This window comes from Kibdelosporangium phytohabitans (assembly GCF_001302585.1).
GTDB lineage: Bacteria > Actinomycetota > Actinomycetes > Mycobacteriales > Pseudonocardiaceae > Kibdelosporangium > Kibdelosporangium phytohabitans.
In genome coordinates, this window is sequence record NZ_CP012752.1 from 5526566 (window position 1) to 5545048 (window position 18483).

The following is an 18483-nucleotide window of genomic DNA, read 5'->3' on the forward strand; positions in this document are numbered from 1 at the left end:
CACCTTGCCGCCGTCGGGGACCAGTGGGCGTACTCGACGGTGCCGGGAACCTCCGGTGCGGGCCGCGCCTCCCCGAAGCGGTCGTGGTCGAGCAGGTACAGCTGGAACACACCGGTCTCGTGTCGATCGGACAGGAAAGCGAGCGTGGTGCCGTCCGGCGAGAACCGCGCGCCCCGTGACGAGCCCGGACCAGCGGTGACAGGCCGGAGTTCACCGCCGTCCGCGGTGTGGTTCGCGGTCCGGGGCGCGCCTTCAGCTCGCCGAACACGGCACCCGTGACCACTGTGCGCGAACCGTCCGGGGTCACGTGCGGCTCGCGGATCGCGTGCGGCCGGCCGAAGGCGGGCTCGTCCCTGATTCTGGGCTCCGCGAGTGGCACCGCACAGCCGACAAACGCCGATCCTCGCAGCAGCTGAACGCGACATCTGTCGTTCCGGTTTGCTCGATGCCTGCCGAGCCTCAGTGGAACGACGGATTGCCGTCCCGTCGTGGGCACGTCCGCCCGAGGAGGGTTTCCAGTTCCTCGGCGCGCGGGTCCGCCAAGTCCCGCATCACGTCCAAAGCGGCAGCCCACGGCTTGCGTGCCCATCGCGGATGACCGGCGCTGCTGATCGCCTTGCCGAGGTCGATCAGCACGACGGCGTGCCAGCGCCGGCTGCCGAGCTGGCTGAAGCCGTTGGCAGCCTTGCGCATCATCCGGATCGACTCCGCGTACCTGTGTGTGGCCGCGTAGGCGCGTCCCAGTTCGTACTGGTTGAGTGACAGCGGCTCGATGTCGCCCAGCTCGTCGAGCAGGGTGTCGGCTTGCAGGAAGCAGTCGATGGCGCGTTTGTGGTCGTCCATGGCGACGTGCGCCACGCCCATGTTGTTGTAGTTGTTGGCGATACCTCGCTGGAAACCGATTCGCTCGGCGAGGTCTCGTGCGGTGGCACAGGTTCGCAGCCCGAGCTGCGGCTCTCCCACCTTGGCGAGGACCAAGCTCAGGTTGGACAACGCCATCATCTCGCCGGCCTGGTGTGCCTCGTCGGTGAAACAGTCGACGGCCTGCTCCAGGTTGTCCCTGGCCAGAGCCAGGTCGCCCTTGTCGAGTTGCAGGCAGGCCAACGTGTTCAGCGCGTACCCTTCGCCGACCCGGTCATTGGCGGACCGGGCCGCCTGCAGCGCCGTCTCGAGGATCTCCGCGCCCTCACGCCAGGTCACCCGGCGGTCCAGGAAGGTGGACATGGCCAGAGCGATCCGCCACGCGTGACCGCCCCAGCCGTGCGTGGCGGCGAACCGGACGATCGACTGCAGCACGTCGAACTCCCGCTCGAACCAGGCGATGGCCATGCGCTGGTCGGCTGGTCGCGGCGGGAGCACCCGGGGCTTGAGCGGGCGGACGAAGTCGCGGAGCCGTCCCGGCTGCAGCACCGAATCGGCGCTGACCGTGGCGTGCAGGTACCAGTCCAGGACACGCTGGACGGCGTCCCGGCGTGTCTCGCCGCTTTCGTTGCGGCGTGCTTCTTCGGCCGCGTACAGCCGAATGAGGTCGTGCAACTCGTAGCGGTCGGGCTGCGGTTGCTCCACGAGGTGCTCGTCGACGAGCTGGTCGAGCACGTGCTTCGCTCGTGCCACGGGGAGGTCCGCGATGGCCGCGGCGGCGTCGAGGCACATCGCACCGGCCGGATGCAGCCCGAGCTTGTGGAACATCGCGGCGGACAGCGGCGTGAGCATCCGGTAGGACCACGACAGCGCCGCGTACAACTCCTTGCCCGTACTGGAATCGAAGGCGTCGGGTCCGTTCATCTCGTCGGCGAGGGTCTCGGCCACCTCGCTGAGCGAGTTCGTCCGCTGGGCGTGCTCGGCCACGATGACCAAAGCAAGCGGCAGTCCGTCGCACAACGCGGCCAGCCGCCTCGCGGCCTGCGGCTCGGCCGCGACACGTTCGGAGCCGAGCGCGGCCCCGAGCAGCTCGACGGCATCGTCATCGCACAGCCGCGGCAGGCTGAGTCGTTGGGCGCCATCCCGGAAGCACAGCGCCCGCAGCTGGTTGCGGCTGGTGACGATCACCAGACTGTTCGTGCTGGGGCACAACGCGCGGACCTGGGCGGCATCCCGGGCGTTGTCCAGCAGGACGAGGCTTCTGCGACCCGCGAGGGTGCTGCGCAGCAGCGCCGACCGTTCCTCGAGATCGGCCGGGATGCGCTCCGTCGGCACCCCCAGTGAGCGCAGCACCGCCTCGATGGCGGCGGACGGCCGGACCGGTCCGTCCCCTGAATGGCCGCGCAAGTTCAGATAGATCTGGACATCCGGGTACCGCTCGACCATCCGATGGGCCCAGTGCACGGCGAGCGTCGTCTTGCCGATGCCGGGCGCGCCGTCGATCGCCACGATCACCGTCGACTGATCGGCACTGTTCTGGGCGCCGCCCACGTCGGCGACCAGGCGTTCCAGCTCCGCCAGGTCGTCATGCCTGCCGACGAACTTGACGTTGTCGGGTGGAAGCTGACGCGGGGGCCCGGCGATCTGCTGGCCCGGCCACGCGGCTTCCGTGCCCGGGGCGTCCCGCAGCACACGCTGGTGGAGAGCCTGCAACTCCTCGCCGGGGTCGATCCCCAACTCGTCCTGCAGGATCACGCGGACTTCCTGGTAGGCCGCCAGCGCGTCGGCACGGCGACCGGACCGGTGCAACGCGTCGATCAGCCGGAACCAGAGTGATTCACGCAAGGGGAAGGCGGCGGTCAGCTGCGACAACTCGACGACCGACTCGCGGAACGCGCCGCCGGCGGTTTCCAGGTCGATGCACCGTTCGGTCGCCGCGAACCACTCCTCGGTGAGCAGCGGGACGATCTCGTGCTCCAGCCAGGTGGACTCCACGCCGATGAAGGGACAGCCCCGCCACAGGCTCAGGGCCTGGCGCAGCAGATCGAGTTCCTCGTCGGTGCAGAGGTTCTCCTGGGCCTGCCGCAGCAGCGCGCGGAATCGGTACAGATCCATCTCGGCGCCGTCCGTGCACAGCATGTAGCCGCCGCCCGGATAGGAGAGGATGGCCGACTTGCCCAGAACACGCCGGAGGCGTGCCACGTAGGTGGAGAGCGTTCCCCGCACGTTCTCCGGTGGCCGGTCGCCCCAGAGCTGTATGGCCAGGACATCGCACGTGACCGGCCGCCCGGCCGACAACAGCAGTGCGGACAGCAGCGCGCGCTGGTGTCCCGGTGGCACCACGACACTGCGGTGATCCACGGAGACTTCCCACGAGCCGAGCACATTGATCTCGACCGCAGGGGTCACAGACGCCACGTCCTCGTGTTTGTCCGGTTTCCGCGAGGACGAGACGTAGGGTTCCCGGCATGAACCTTGGCGAGAACCGTGCTTCGGGGCATGGCCGTCATCCTGAGATGTTGATCTTGAGGAATCATTGAACGGACCATCTCGGCGACGATCAGGTGCGGCTGAGTACGAAATGACCACGACTGTGCGGTTCGGCCTGCTCGGTGAGGTGATGGCGTGGGGACCGGACGGGCCGATCGACATCGGGCATCCCCGTCAGCGCCACGTGCTCGCGGCACTCCTGGTCGACGCGAACCGGCTGATCACCGTGGACCAGTTGTTCGACCGTGTCTGGGGAGACCAGCCCCCGCAGTCCGCGCGGAGCACGTTGTTCACATACTTGACCCGGTTGCGCCAGGCGCTGGCACCGGTCCCCATCGAGCGGAGCTCCGGCGGCTACCGGATCACCGTCCATCGCGACGCGCTCGACCTCGACCGGTTCCACCGCCTGCTGGCCGAGGCCCGTGAGACCTCCGACGACCACGTGGCCGCCGAGGTCTACCGCCGGGCTTTCGAGTTGTGGCGTGGCGAGCCGTTGCCCGACCTGGACACTCCCTGGGCGTACGACATCCGCGGCCTGCTCGGCGGACGGCGATTCGCCGCCGAACTCGACTACACCGACGTCCGTCTGCGGCTGGGTGAACACGCCACGGTGCTGGCCGACCTCACCACGCGCGCGGCCGAGCACCCGCTGGACGAACGGCTCGCCGGACAGCTCATGCTCGCCCTGTACCGCAGCGGGCGACTGGCCGACGCGCTCGAGCACTACCAGGACTTCCGCGGCCGGCTCGCCGAGGAACTCGGCGTCGACCCGGGGCAGTCGCTGCGCGACCTGCACGGTCGGATCCTGGAATCAACGCGGGCGACCCCGCCCAGGGCGCTGTCGGCTGCCCGCCCGCCGCGCCAGCTGCCGCCGGACTTGAGGTCGTTCGCCGGCAGAGCCCCGGAGCTGGCCGGCATCAGCGCCCGGTTCGGCGGCGCCGCGGGGGCCGCGGGTATCTGCACCATCGGCGGCGGCGGCGGGGTCGGCAAGACCTCACTGGCGCTGCACTGGGCGCACCGGAACGCGGCCCACTTCCCGGACGGGCAACTGTTCGTGAACCTGCGTGGCTTCGACGTGAGCGGCCGACCCACCGAACCGTCGGCCGTGCTGCACGGCTTCCTGAGCGCGCTGGGGATCACCGAATCCGACATCCCGACGAACCTCGACGGCCAGGTCAACCTGTACCGCAGCCTGCTGGCGGGCAAGCGGATGCTGGTCCTGCTGGACAACGCCGCCGACACCGCCCAAGTCAGCCCGTTGCTGCCGGGCAGTTCCACGGTCTGCACGGTGGTGACCAGCAGACACCCGCTGACCGGGCTGGTCGCTCTGCACGCGGCGCACGTGGTGACGCTCGACGTGCTGAGCAGCTCCGAAGCGTACGAACTGCTCTCGAGCCGTCTCGGTGCCACGCGCCTGGCAGCGGAGCCGGACGCCGTGTCGGCCATCGTGGAGCACTGCGCCGGGTTGCCGCTCGCGCTGGGGATCGTGGCGGCGCGCGCGAGCGTCCAGCCGGATCTGGCGCTCACGGACCTCGCGGCACAGCTGCGGGATCACACCACCCGCCTCGACGGGTTGGAAACCGGTGAGGTGAACCTGGGCCTCCGCGCGGTCTTCGAGTCGTCCTACCAGGCGCTTGAACCCGCTGCGGCGAAGCTGGCGTGTCTCATCGGCCTCGCGCCGGGCCCGGACATCTCGACGGCCGCCGCCGACATCCTGGCGGGCGGGTCCGCGAGCCGGCTGCTGGAGCAACTCGAGTCCGCACACCTGATCACCCAGCCGTCACCCGGCCGGTACCGCATGCACGACCTGGTCCGGCTGGACGCGACCGAGCGGGCCGGGACACTGCCCGCCCGGGTCCGGGAGGACGCGGTACGCCAACTGGTCGCCTTCTACCTGCGCACGGCCCACGCGGCCGATCGACTCCTCGACCCGCACCGGCCGGTGGTCGTGCTCAGCGAATTCGGTGCCGACCAGCAGCCCCTGGCCTTGGCGGACCACGACGACGCGGAGCGCTGGCTGACCACCGAACACCCCTGCCTGCTGGCCACCCAGCAGGCAGCGGCGGAACACGGCTGGTTCGCGCAGGTGTGGGAGCTGTCGCTGGTCACCGACACCCTCCACTGGCGGCACGGCCGGACCGCCGAACACCTGGACGCGATGAGAACCGCGCTGGACGCCGCCCAAGCAGCCGGTGACCTCGACATCCAGCGCAGACTGCACCAGAACCTGGGACAGGTGCTGGCCAGGGCGGGGAGTACGGACGACGCCGTGCACCACCTCGAACGAGCACTGGCGGTGGCCGAACAGATCGGCAACGTCGTGGACCAGGGGCACGCCCGCATGACACTGGCACAGGTGTCGGGCCAGCAAGGCGACAACGAACACGCCGCGCACCACGCCGTCCTCGCGCTGGAGCGCTACCAGACGGCCGGTGCGACCCGGTTCGAAGCCACGGCCCTCAACCAGCTCGGCTGGATATCCGCCCTGCTCGGCAAGTTCGACGAAGCGCGCGCACACTGCGAAGCGGCCCTGGCCCTGCCCCTCCCCGAGGGCATCGTGCACGCGGAGACCCTCGACAGCCTCGGCTACATCCATGAACGCACCGGCAGGCTGACGGACGCGGTTTCCTGCTATCAGCGGTCCGTCGAGGTGTTCAGCGAGAAAGGCGACACCTACAACGTCGCCACCACCCTCATCCAGCTCGGCCGGGCCTTGGCGGCACTGGGGTCCGCCGAGGCCGCGGCCGTCTGGCGCCGGGCTCTCGAACTGTGCGAGATCCAGCAGCGCTCCAAAGAAGCGGATGAACTGCGTCAGCGACTAGCCGGATGGCCGGGGGAGTAGGCCGGTCCACCGCCCGGACATCGGTGGACCGGAGGTCGTGGCGCCAGTGATCGTGTCGCTGAGATCGCGAGGCAGCGGCCTTTCGAGGATGCCGGGCAGAACCGAACGTCCGGACTCGTCGACCACGTCGACGGTGGTCCAGTCGCCTCGGACTCGCTGGTCCGCGACCCTGACGGTGGATTCAGTCTGAGGAGCGGTGTCGAACAGCTGTTGCTCGGCGACGCCGAAGCGGGTGCTCACGAAGTTGCCCAGGTCGACGGGCAGGCAGGCTATCGCGGATCAGTTCTCTGAAGCCGCACGTTCAGCCGAACGCCGATGCCCCGGACGATCCGGCGCGAAAACCTGGGGAGGTGCCGGGGTCCGGTCACACGTCGACGTGCTGCGGACCCCGGCCGTTCACGGTCGCACGAGGACGTACCCGAGCGACCGGTCGATCGCCTGTCCCTCGCACCCCGGATCGAGTGACTCGAACAGCTCCCCGGCGCCGGTCACCCTGCACCGCAGCAGTTGCGCCGACTCGGCATCGGGTGGCGGCGATGACCAGATCGCACCAGTCCACTCCACGTGCTGCTTGCCCTCGCAGTCGTCCTGCACGGACAGGAACGTGTCCGTGCCGTCCTGGCACACGCGGAGGCCGACGGTTCCGGGCAGGTGTCCGGTGGCGATCACGCCCAGCGAGATGTCCGGGCGGTAGCTGGCGGGTACGCGGTGTGCACCTGAGCGGCGTTCGCCGAGGCCGTCGATGTCCCTGTACCTGGTGAGGTACTGGTACGCCTTCGCGTGCCCGAGAAGGCCTTCGTTCGTCTGCCCCTCGCAATCCGCGTGCCGTGAGGCGAACCGCTCTCCGTTGCGGGTCACCTTGCACCGGTGGATCGGTGTCGTCGCGACGTTCGCGGGCGGCACCGTGTAGACCAGTCCGATTTCGCCGTTGACGCGTTTCTGTTCGCAGGCCGGGTCGGTCGACGGGAACTCGTCCGCGCCGGACAGGCAGGAGTACAGCATCCGGGTGTCCGGCGCGCCCTGCTCCGCCGGGAAACCGAGCCCTGCCTCGAACCTCGCGCCGCGCACCGGTTCACCGAGGGTGAAGGTGTGCTCGCCGCCGTTGGCCACCCAGCGGGTGAACTGTCCGCTGTAGACCGTCGGGTGGGGCAGCGGTGGTGTCCTGGCGTCCTCCTTGATCTGGTCCTCGGTGCGCACACCGGTGTACGCGGTCACGTGGTCCACGCTGCCCTTGAGGAACCGGCCCGGTTTGCCCGCCAGTTTCGCGCGGCCGATCACCAGCGAACCGGGCACGTGCGTGAACCGCTTGTCCGGCGGGATCGGCGTGGACGCGGAGATCGCGCTGTTGACGTACAGCCGGATCTGCCGCTTGGCCTCGTCGTACACGCCGGTGAGCTGTGTCCACTCGCCGACGGCCGCTTCCTGCGCCGAGTCCGCGGCCACGGTGGCGGGCAGGTCGGCGTCCGCTGTGGACACACCGAAGGACCAGCGTTTGGTGTCCGAACGGTACCGCAGCGAGAACCCGGACGCCTTCGGGCCGTCCTGGCTCACGACTGTCTGCCAGTCGCCGGTGTCGCCGGTGATCCGGGCGTAGGCGCTGACGGTGAAGCTGTTGTCCGTGCGGACCGCCTGCTGCTGGGTGTCGAGGTACCCGGACGTCCCGTCCAGCGCGACGGATCCGGTACCGACCGCGGCCACCGGCGACCACGTCACGCCACCGGCGGGAGCCGCCACGCGGTTGTTGCCGGAGAAGTCCTTGCCGCCACCGTCAAGGGTCCACGCCCCTTCACCGGTGGTCGGTGCCGTGGCCAACGCGTGTACCTCCTTCTCCGACAACATCCTGCTGTAGAAGCGGACCTCGTCGACCGCGCCGTGGAAGAGGTCCGTGTACCTGCTCGCGTACCAGAGGCGTCCGATCTGGACGCCGCCGGTCGCGTTCCACGGCGTTGTCTGCACGCCGGTTCTCGCCTGCTTGACGCCGTCGACATACAGCGAGACCGTGCCGGTGGCCTGGTCGAACACGCCAACGAGATGCGTCCAGCGGCCGACCACCACCGGCCTGTCCGCCTCGGCGAACCGGCGCGGCGAATCCGGGGCCTGTGTCGAGGGCAGCGCGAACACCCACTTGCGCGTGGCCGGGTCCATCTCCAGGAAGAATCCGCTGACCTGCGGGCCGTCCTGGCTCACCACCGCTTGCCAGCCGGTCGGCGTCGCATCGGTACGGACCCACGCGGCGACGGTGAACGTCGCGTCCGTCCGAACAGCGGGTTTGGTCGTGGCGACGTACCCGCTGCCGTTGAACACGACGGCGTCGTCCTGCCGCCCGGTGGTCCAGCTCGCCCCGGACGCGCTGAGCTTGCCGTGGTTGCCGTTGCCGGAGCTGTCGAACGCGTTGAGGTCGCCGTAGTAGCCGTTGAGCCGCCAGGCGTTGACCGGTGGCGTTCCGGCACCGGGCCGGAAGTGGTAAGGCTCGGACCGGTCGCTGATGTTGCCCGCTCGGTCCACGCTGCGCACGTACAGGTCGTAGTAGGTGTCGTCAGGAGGTGTGACCAGCGCTGTCGCCTTGCCGTCCGGTCCGGCCTCGACCCGGCGTTGGGGCTGGTCGTGCAGGTCGTACTCGTAGGCGACCACATCGGTGACACCGTTGGGTTCGAGCAGGAACCTGCCTGTCTGGCCCAGGCCACCGCCGACGCCGTCACGCGGGAAGTCCGGTGAGGACACCAACGGTGGCTTCGCCGGCCTGTCCGTGTCGATGGTCGCGTCACACCAGTTCGACCACGCACTGGTGTCGATCGTGTCGGTTGTCCTGGCACGCCAGGAGATCGTCTCGCCGTTCTTGAACGCCGTCGCCGGGATGGTGACCCCGAACGTGCTGCCGGAGGACTGGCTGAGCGTTGTCGTGCCGCCCTTGTGTGCGCCGTTCTTGACGTACCACTCGAACTCGACCTTGACGCCGCCGCCGTCCGGGTCGGTGGGGATCGCCTTCAGGGTCGGACCGGTCCGGGTGATGTACGACTGGTTCGGGACGACCTTGCACTCCTTGCCGTCGGTCGTCTTGTACAGCGGCGCGTTCGGGACCGTGTTGTAGGTGACCGAGAGCTTCACGTTGTTGGGGTCGAACTTCTTCCACCACAGGCTCGCGCCCGGGCCCTCGTCAGCTGCTATGAGAGCGACGGTCGTGGTGTTCGACGGCCCAAGGGGGTTCGCGGAGTTGCGTACCGCCTTCACCACGTCGAATCCCAGCCACTTGGCCGGACAGGAGGCGTCGTAGCCCGCGGCGACGTTGTGGCTGCCGAGCTGCTGCCCGATCCATGGCTGGTTGATCCAGGTGGTACCGGGGTGGATCGCCCCGGTCTCGTTGAGGATGACCGGCTTCGCCTTGCAGCTGGGCGCGTAGGTCTCCAGCGCGTTGAACTCGGCGCCCAGGATGTTCTTGCCGATCAGGCCGGCGGTGTCGAACTGGAAGAAACTGCGGGCCTGGACGACGGGGGACTCCCACGCGCTGTAGCCGACCTTGGCGATGTTGTCGCCGTCGCCGAACCAGTAGGCCTGCGACCGGAAGCGGTCCGGGACGCCGTACACCATCGCCCAGGCCGCGCGGCCCGCGCTCCAGTCCGGATCGATCTCCACCGGGTAGGTGGTGTCCGGCGCGGTGAGCAGCGACTGGTCCGGCACCACCGCGATCCGGTCACCGGCCAGTTCGACCGGCACCGCGGAGCGCTTTTTCGCCGTGCCGCTGTCCCACATCCGTGCCTGCCCGGCGCGGAACACCACCCCGCCGGACGCGTCCGCGGCCTCGACCGTGCTCTCCGAGGTGCGGCGGACCGACACCCCGCCCGACCGGATGCCGAACGAGAGCTTGGCCAGTTCCGGGTTCCCCGCGGCCCTGCGGTCCTTGACCACGAGCACCTTCGCGAAGCCCTGCGGCACTGCGCGCAGCTTCAGGTCGACGCCTGGGAGCACGTCCCGGTACAGCGCCGTGTCCTTGGCCAGCTCCGGCTTGGGCAGCGGCCGCGGCCAGGTCATCTCGACGTACTTGTCGCCCTCCGCGATCCGCACCATCGCGCCCGATCCGCCGGGGGAGAAGGACGTTTCCACGGCACCGGCGGCCTGGACGACGCCGGAACCGCTGAATCGCAACGAAGTGTCGATCGGTGCCCACTTGCCGTCCTTGCGGCCGCGGACCGGCACGACGTGTTGTTCCATGGTCGTCGTGCCGTCCGGGTTGACGAAAGCCTGCCCGGTCGCCGTGGTCCGTCCGGGCAGCTCGACCCGTTGCCCTGTTGCCTTCGCCCGTGCGAGCGGGCTCTGGTCCACCGGTGCCGCCTGGGCGACACCGGTACCCGTGACCACCAGTCCGAGCACCGTTTGGGCCGCGACCAGCCCCAGAACCGCGATCCGTCTTCTCATCTGCCACCCCAGAAGTAACCCGAAACCGAGTTGCTGACCTCCAGAGCGGGCCCTGAGAAGTTCAGAGTGCCGACACTGGCGCCGAAACTGATCTTGCCGCTGTCGCTCTTGCCGACGCTGGCGTCGAATCCGTAGTAGGGAACGGGAACCGACCCGCCGGAATCCTTGCCGCCGAGGTCCGAGATGTTGCCTTCGGACATCTTCACGCCCGCACTGGCACCCGGGACGATGCCGCCCGGACCGTAGACCCGCTTGGTACCGGCCGACCACCCGACACCGCCCTGAGTGTCGACGGCTACGCACGCCTCGGCTGCGAAGGTCGCCGCACTGGCACCGAGGCACACGGAGAACGCCACATCAGCGCTCTTGGGGCGGTTCTTGTTCAGCCAGTCGTTGTGGACCCGCGCCTGGCTTCTGATCGTGTTGTGAGAGGTGCACGTCCGGGCACTCTTGTCCCTGCCCGGGTCGGTGCAGTCGTCCATCTCGGCGAGTTGTTGCATCATGCTCATGGCCCGCTTGTCCGTCCAGTTGACCCGGTCGAACAGGTCATACGGGCTCATGCCGACCGGATACGGCTTGTTCTTCCGCTTGTTCCAGTAGATCGGTGTCAGGATGCCCTTGCGGGCGCCGGGCTTCTGTCCGTAACCGACTCGTGCCGCCTTGGAGACGCGCTTGACCTGCTGCGGCGTGTAGCGGCCGCTGGGCACCTTGACGTCCAGCACCGGGTCGAAACCGCAGTCTCCCCAGTACACGACGCAGTAGCCGGGCTTGTCCTGAGGTGCCTCACCCGTCGCGTCGTTGAGCGTCGCCGGGTTGTTCACCGCGTAGGAGTACGCGTTCAGCTGCTGCGGAGTGTCCTGTCCCAGGACCGGATCCACCGACACGAACGTTCCGGTCGCGGGATCGTAGTCCCGGACACCGAGCCTGGTCAGTCCGGTCGCCGCATCGGTTGAACCGCTGACGAACCCGCGCTCACCCGGCCAGTTCACCTGTGCCGTGCCCCGGGGCAGGCCGAACGGGTCGAACCTGCGCTTGGCGGCTTGCAGCGTGGCCGCGTCCACCGTGAGGTTGGCTGTTCCCTGCCGGTCGTTCATCAGGTACGTGACGGTGTTCTTGCCGGTACGCGCCGCGACCGGTTCGCCGCCGTGCAGGTAGTAGCGGGTGGCGGTGACCTTCTTGGTTGCCTTGTCCAGCTTGAGCTCACCGCTGGCCAGGTACAGCGTGGTGCTGTTGTCCTGCTTGGCAACCAGCCGCTCGTTGTCGAGCGTGTTGACGTAGGTGGTCTTCAGACCGTTGACCGTGGCCGAGGCGAGCTGGCCTTCGGAGTCCCACTCGTAGCTCTGACCGCCGGGCTTGGTCTCGGTGTTGCCCATCCGGTCGTAGGAGTAGTCGCCGGACGCCGCGATCCGCTGCGGACCGGACGACGTCACCGACTGCGGCGCGTGCGGACGCGGCTGCCCCACGGCCGGATACGCCGTGGTCGTCCTGGTGTCGGCGCCGCCGCTGAGGCCGTGCTGGACCAGGGACTTGCGACGGCCCACCGCGTCGTACTCGTAGGTGTTCCAGTACGGCGCCGCTCCGCCGACCGCCGTGCCGACGGCTGCGCAGTCCTGTGTGGAGGTCCACGCGTCGGTCAGCCTGCGCAGCCCGTCGTAGGTGTAGCACTGCCGGTCCGCTCCGGAGATCGTGGAGTCGACCTGGGTGACGTTGCCGTTCGGGTCGTAGCGGTAGGCGACCCGGTCGACCTGGCTGACCGCGTCTTCCCGCTCGGTCAGCGACTGCTGGAGCCGCCGGGTTCCCTCCTCGAAGTTCTTGGTCAGCCACACCCGCTTGTTGCCGGTGCCGAGCTGCAACTGGGTGAGCTCGTTGAGGGCGGTGTACGCGCTGTTGGCGACGTACGTGCCCGCCCCGCTGGTGGTGCTGGTCGGCAAGCCCAGGTCGCTGTAGCCGTAGAGGACGGTCTCGGCCTCCAGGTCGCCGATCTTCGGCAGCGTGACCGAGCCGGTGCTGCCCTCCGGCAGGTACGTGGTGGACGTCTTGAACGTGGTCGGCAGTGCCTGGCCCTCGATCGGCGGGATCACCAGTTCGACCTGGGTCGGCCGTGACGCCGCGTCGAACGCGGTGGTGCGCTTGACGTACGCGTCCGTGCCGACGTACCGCGTGGTCGCGTCCAGCTCGCCGTCCTTGATCTTGTCGTAGCTCCACTCACCGAGCTTGCGGCCGGTCGTGCTGCCCTCGCGTGTCTCGTACTTGCGACCGAGGTCGTCGTAGAGGTTCACGGTGATCCTGCCGCGCGCGTCAGTCGTTTTGACCAACCGGTCCATCGTGTCGTAGGCCATGGCCGTCTCGCCCTTGTCCGGGTCGTTCGCCCGGATCAGGTTGCCCGCCACGTCGTAGGAGTGCGACCAGACGTTGCCGATCGCGTCGGTGATGGTCGCGAGCTTGCCCGCCTTGGTGTAGGTGCGCTTCGTGGCGTTGGACGGGCCGTTGGTGTCCCTGGTGGTGTACTCGCGCAGCTCGGTCTGCTGGCCCTTGGCGTCGGAGTACGTCCTGGTCGGTGTCCCGCCTGCCGGTGGGATCACGGTGATGTGGTTGCCGCCGTAGGTGGTCAGCGTCGACCACTGTGGCGTGTTGTTCTTCTCGAAGATCTCCTCGACCGGGCGGCCGGCGCCGTCGAAGCGGGTCACCGTCTGCGCCGGGATCTTGGCGTCGTCCGGTGAGAACAACGAGTCGGCCGGACCGGACTGGTCGTTGAAGTACGCGGCGTTCTTGCGCTCCACCAGCCCACGGGTGTCGTAGAAGATGTCGGTGAGCTTGCGGCCGCCCTGCGGGCTCGGTTCCTGGGTCTGGCGTTCACGCAGGAAGCCGTCGAACAACGCGTAGCTGGTGACGTAGTTGCCGTTCGGCTTGAGCTGTTCGGTCCGCACCGACGGTGCCTTGTCCGGCGTCACGGTGTACGCGAACCTTGCCGTCGCGCCCCAGCCGTCGTCCTTGGACCGGCCCGGTGCCCACACCTGCTGGGTACGGCCGAGTCCGTCGTACTGGGTGTCGGTGCGTTCCTTGTTGGGGCCTTCGACCCTGGTCGGCAGGTTCCACGCCGGGTTGAGCTGGGTGACTGTCGTGTGCTCGAGCGCGTTGGTCTCGGTGATGCTCGTGGCCAGCCCGACGTCCGGGGTGTACTTGGTCGTGGACTTCTTGTCCGCCGCGTCGACCAGTTCCACCACGCGCCCGTAACGGTCGTGGCTCGATCGGGCCGTGGGGACGAAGTCCGTCGCCGTGCCGTAGGACACGCGCTTCTCGACCTTGGTGGCGTTGCCCGCCTCGGGTTCGGCGTGCAACGCCTTGCCGTCGTAGTACGTCCTGGTGTCGCTGATCGCGTCACGCGGGAACACCGGGTTCGTCGAGCACTTGACGCCCACCGTTTCCTCGCGGCTGACCAGCGACAACTGCCAGGTGCCGAGTTTGCGGGCGTAGGAGGTGTGCGTGCACCTGTCGTCGTCCGGGTTGCCGAGGTCACCGAGGTCGTTGACGTCCTTGGGGAAGCCGTACTCGTCGTAGGTCGTGGACGACTCGGTCTTGCGCTGCGGGCCTTCGGCGAGCGTGGTCCTGGTGGCGACTGTCTCCGGCTTGACCATCACGGCCCTGAGGTCACCCTGCACCGCTGACGGCTGGAAGACCTTCGGAGTGGTCACGGTCGCGCTGAGCTCGGCGCCGTCCAGCTTCTGGTACGCGATCTCCTCACGCAGGAAGCCCGCCAGCGGCTCGACGTCGTCACGTCCGGCGATCTGAACTGACCTGGTGCCGCCGGTCCCGACCTTGTCGCCGTGCATGCCGCGGAAGTAGTGGTACCGCGTGGCGGACTCGGTCGGGTTGCCCGGGTTCCTCGGGTCGCCCTGACGCACGCGCACGGACTTGTATCCGCGCCACTGCGACCACGACCGGTACTTCGCGTCGACGATCGGGTCGTTGTTGTACGCCCAGGCGCCGCCGTCCTCGTAGTCGTAGCTGGTGAACTGGGTCGGCGCGCCACCGACGCGGTCGATCTGGGCGATGGACTCGACCACGTACTTGTGGAACCAGTCGTCGACGGGGGAGACCTTGTCCGGCGCCCACCGCACCGGGAAGCACAGTTTCGTGTTGGTGTCCGGAGCGGGCGTCGCGCCCGCGGCGCACTCGGGCTTGCGGTAGTTGATGTCGATCTGCCCACCGGACTCGGTGAGGATGTACTTGATCCGGTGCTTGTTGCCGAGCGGCAGGCCGTCCGGCGCGCTGTTGACGCGGTTGGTCTTGGTGTTCGGGTCGAGGATGAACGTCACCGGTGACGCCTTGGCGACTGTGCCGACCAGGCCCTCGTGCCCGATGCTGTCCAGCCACAACGCGGGGTCCTGCCCGTCGCCGGGCAGCGGGTAGCTGTGGTTGAGCGACCACCGCTCCACCGGTTTGTAGCCGGAACCGTCGCGGATCTGGGTGGTCACCGACGCGAGGCGCTGGGTGGTGAAGAACGCGGGCGAGTTCCGGTCACCGCAGGTCGCCGTGTCGCACTGGCGGTCCCACGGGACATCCGGCCAGGAGTCCTTGGTCCGCTTGCCGCAGTCCTTGCCCGGCAGACAGCGGTCGTTGGGCTGGAAGACCACCTGCGCGGGCGCGGGGGAGCCGTCACCGGCGCGGGTGCCGTAGTCGATCCGCAGCAGCGAGCCGCCCCGCGTGTACGGCGCGGCGGACTTGCCGAGGTTGCGGGCGTACTTGTTGGCTTCCTTGGCATAGGTGTAGATCATCGTGTTGCCGTGCGTGTCCACGACGTAGTCCAGGTTCCAGCGGTAGGCCTGGTCGCAGAAGGACGCGTCGAACGTGTCCTTGCGGCACGGCTCGTCCTTGTGGTTGCCCGCGACCGGCACGGTCCACGCCGAGTTCGTGTCCGGGCGGCCGTCCGGGATCTTGTTGCGCCCGAAGAAGTACTGCGTCCCGTCGGTGGTGGTGAGCTTCCAGTGCTCACCGTTGTCGTCGCCGTTGTCCACGCCGGTGAGCAGTTCCAGCTTGCTGCCGTCGTCGTTCTTCAGCCGCCACTGGTTCGTGGTGCCGACGCGGACCAGCTGGCCGGACTGGCTGCCCATGGACAGCGTGGCGTTGTCGTTGAACCAGCACTGGTCACCGGTCTTGACGGTGTTGTTGCCGTCCTTCATGTCGTCGAGACAGCCCTTGTAGCGGCGCTCGATGAACCCGGCGGCGTAGTTCCAGCCCTCGCCCAGCCAGGACGTCTGGTTGTTCGCCGTGGGGACGCGGCCGTCGACTGATCCCGAGTCGTAGCCGAGGCCGACCTGGGGCTCGAGGCCGCCCGGCGCGGGCGGGACCCGCATCGGGTAGCTCCAGGAGAAGGAGCCGGTCTGCTGGGAGACTTTCCACTGGCCGGACTCCGCCAGCGACGTCGCGGTGTAGGTGCCCGACGCCCCTTCCGGGGCCGCTGTCACCGCGAAGACCGTGTCCGCCGAGCCGATCTCGACCTGGCCGGTGAGCCTGCCCGCTTTCGTGTCGTTGTGCTGCGGGAGGACGTCCGGCGAACCCGGGCGCACCAGCCGCAACCGCGACGCCCAGTCACCACCGTAGGCGCCGCGGAAGCCGTTGTAGTCCACCGAGAGCGACACCGCACCGGTGCTCTTGTCAGTCCTGGCCGCCTTGACCAGCAGACCGGCGATCCCGGCCTTGGCCGACTCGGCCTGGTCCATGACCTGGACACGCACCGCGCCCGTGCCCGCCACGAACACCGGCGAGACACCCGCCTGCGTGGCCTTCGCCTGCGTCAGGGACAACTCGGCACCGGTAGCCGACGGCCACACGGGCGCAGGCGCGCCCTGGAACGCCACGGCGGTGTTGGCGGGCGGAGGTTTGACGGCGACGGTGGTACCCGGTACCGGCGGCACCTTCTGCGGATCGGCGACCTTCACCGCTGCCGACGAGGGCAGGGGTAAGGCGACCACGAGTGCCGCGACCAGCGCGGTACTCAGGACTACAGCTCGCATGACGTCTCCCGGCGGGCCTGAATCGACACGGACTGTCCACTATGGAAGTAACGCGGGGCGGGACCCCGAAGGCGGTTCGGGGTCCCGCCGGAGATCAGGACGCCGGGTGCGCGATCCTGGCGATGATCCAGCTCTGGTGCTCGCCGCCGATGCCGTCCCACAGCTGAACGGTGCTACCGGCGCCGTGGTTGTGGACGTCCCAGACAAGGCCGGGGTGCGCCGCACTCTTGATCAGCCTCGCGAACGGATGGCTCGTCGCCGGGTCGTCGACGATGTTCCACCGCTGGCTGGCGGCACCGGTGCACGGCTGGACCTCCAGCGCGCCACCCCTGCCCGCCCTGCCGTCGACGCAGAGGTTGCTCGCGGTTCGGATCTCGGAGTTCCCGGCGTCGGCGTAGTAGACCGTGCGGAAGGAGTTGTCGTCGACCGTGCACGCCCCGACCTGCACATCCGCGGCCGGCGTGTTCGCGACCGCGTGCACGCACCTGGAGTCGTCGCGTGACATGATCGTCCTGCCCGCGGGGTCCGCCGCGTTCGCCATGCCCGCGGTCATCACCAGCGCTGCCGCCCCCAGCGCCACCCCTGCGACGATTCCGGAAAGCCTCTGTCTCACGTGTTGCCCCTCCGTCGGATCCAGTTGTCGGACCGGAACCATCCCGGATGGGCATTTCGCGGCGTTGGCGCGGTTATTTCACGAGGCGCGCCACGGCGAAAGAGGGCCACCTGGTCGCACGGTCCTTTATGGTCTCTTCGATCCCGGACGCCGAAGCGCCCGCCGACCGTGCCCTTGGCCGGATCGGCGGGCACCGGGTGGTTCGGATAACTGGTTGATCAGTCTGACGAGGCCGTGGCACGCTGCCGTTTCGTGTCATCCCAACCGGTGGGCGGCGTGCTCCTCGGGATCGTTGCTACCTGGAGGAGCTGTCATTGACCGTCGAAACAGCCCCGACCATCGACGCAGCGCTGGCGAGGCGGCTGGTCGACACGCAGTTCCCGCAGTGGGCCGGGTTGCCGCTGGTTCTGCACGCCCCGGCTGGCTCGGATCATGTGATCTACCGGCTGGGTGAGCAGCTGTCCGTTCGGTTGCCTCGCCATGCCGGTGCGATCAAGCAGGCGAGGAAGGAAGCCGAGTGGTTGCCCCGGCTTGCCCCGCACCTGCCTCTCGCCGTCCCCGAACTGGTGGGGGTCGGAGAAGCGGACTTCGGCTATCCGTGGCCGTGGGCGGTGTCGCGCTGGCTGGACGGTGAGGTCGCGACCGTCGACGCCCTCTCCGGTTCGCACGAGGCCGCCGGTGCGCTGGCCGAGTTCCTGACCGCACTGCACCGGTTCGACGCCGCAACGACCGAGGACCTCACCGGCCAGCCGCTGGCCGCACGGGACACGGCGACGCGGTCGGCCATCACGGAAGTCGGTGACGCGTTCGACACCGCGGCGATGACCGAGCTGTGGGACGCGGCCCTCGCCGCCCCCGAATGGGACCGTCCCCCGGTGTGGTTCCACGGCGATTTCCACACCGGCAACCTCTTGGCGACCAACGGCCGTCTCAGCGCTGTCATCGACTTCGGTGAACTCGGTGTGGGTGATCCGGCGTGCGACCTGATCATCGCCTACACCCTCATGTCTGCCGAGACGCGTGCCACCTTCCGCGCCACGCTCGATGTGGACGATGCCACCTGGACTCGCGGTCGCGGCTGGGCCCTGGCCACCGGTCTGAACGCCTATGTCTGCTACGCCGACGTCAACCCCCGCGTCGCCGCACAGACCACCCGCCAGATCACCCAGGCCCTCGCCGACGGAGATCCCGGCCACCGTTCTACTTCTCGGTAGTGCTGCCCCCTTGCTGGGGTGACGCGGCGAAAATGGATG

6 protein-coding genes are annotated in these 18483 nt (G+C 68.8%); 2 read left to right on the forward strand and 4 right to left on the reverse strand.

What is annotated here, in order from left to right:
- Positions 1-459 precede the first annotated feature (459 nt).
- Entirely contained in the window at positions 460-3270 is a 2811-nt protein-coding gene (locus AOZ06_RS25155; protein ID WP_054291653.1) for an AfsR/SARP family transcriptional regulator, read from the reverse strand.
- 172 nt (positions 3271-3442) lie between these two features.
- On the opposite strand from AOZ06_RS25155, the gene AOZ06_RS25160 reads away from it, so the two are divergent.
- Complete coding sequence (locus tag AOZ06_RS25160) at positions 3443-6193, forward strand: AfsR/SARP family transcriptional regulator (protein ID WP_054291654.1); 2751 nt, start codon at positions 3443-3445, stop codon at positions 6191-6193.
- Between the two features lie 396 nt (positions 6194-6589).
- On the opposite strand, the gene AOZ06_RS25170 is transcribed toward AOZ06_RS25160, so the two are convergent.
- From AOZ06_RS25170 to AOZ06_RS25180, 3 genes are all read right to left on the reverse strand, one after another.
- A complete protein-coding gene (locus tag AOZ06_RS25170; protein ID WP_054291656.1) occupies positions 6590-10603 on the reverse strand; it encodes a LamG domain-containing protein in 4014 nt (1337 codons plus the stop codon).
- On the reverse strand, positions 10600-16617 hold the full coding sequence (locus AOZ06_RS25175; RefSeq protein WP_157233232.1) for an RHS repeat-associated core domain-containing protein: 6018 nt from the start codon (positions 16615-16617) through the stop codon (positions 10600-10602). The genes AOZ06_RS25170 and AOZ06_RS25175 overlap by 4 nt, the downstream gene beginning before the upstream one ends.
- A gap of 94 nt (positions 16618-16711) precedes the next feature.
- Positions 16712-17230 (reverse strand): RICIN domain-containing protein, encoded by a 519-nt coding sequence (locus AOZ06_RS25180; protein WP_169798979.1) that lies wholly within the window; start codon positions 17228-17230, stop codon positions 16712-16714.
- A gap of 314 nt (positions 17231-17544) precedes the next feature.
- On the opposite strand from AOZ06_RS25180, the gene AOZ06_RS25185 reads away from it, so the two are divergent.
- Positions 17545-18444, forward strand: coding sequence for an aminoglycoside phosphotransferase family protein (locus AOZ06_RS25185; RefSeq protein WP_083471911.1), 900 nt, complete (start codon positions 17545-17547; stop codon positions 18442-18444).
- Positions 18445-18483 lie beyond the last annotated feature (39 nt).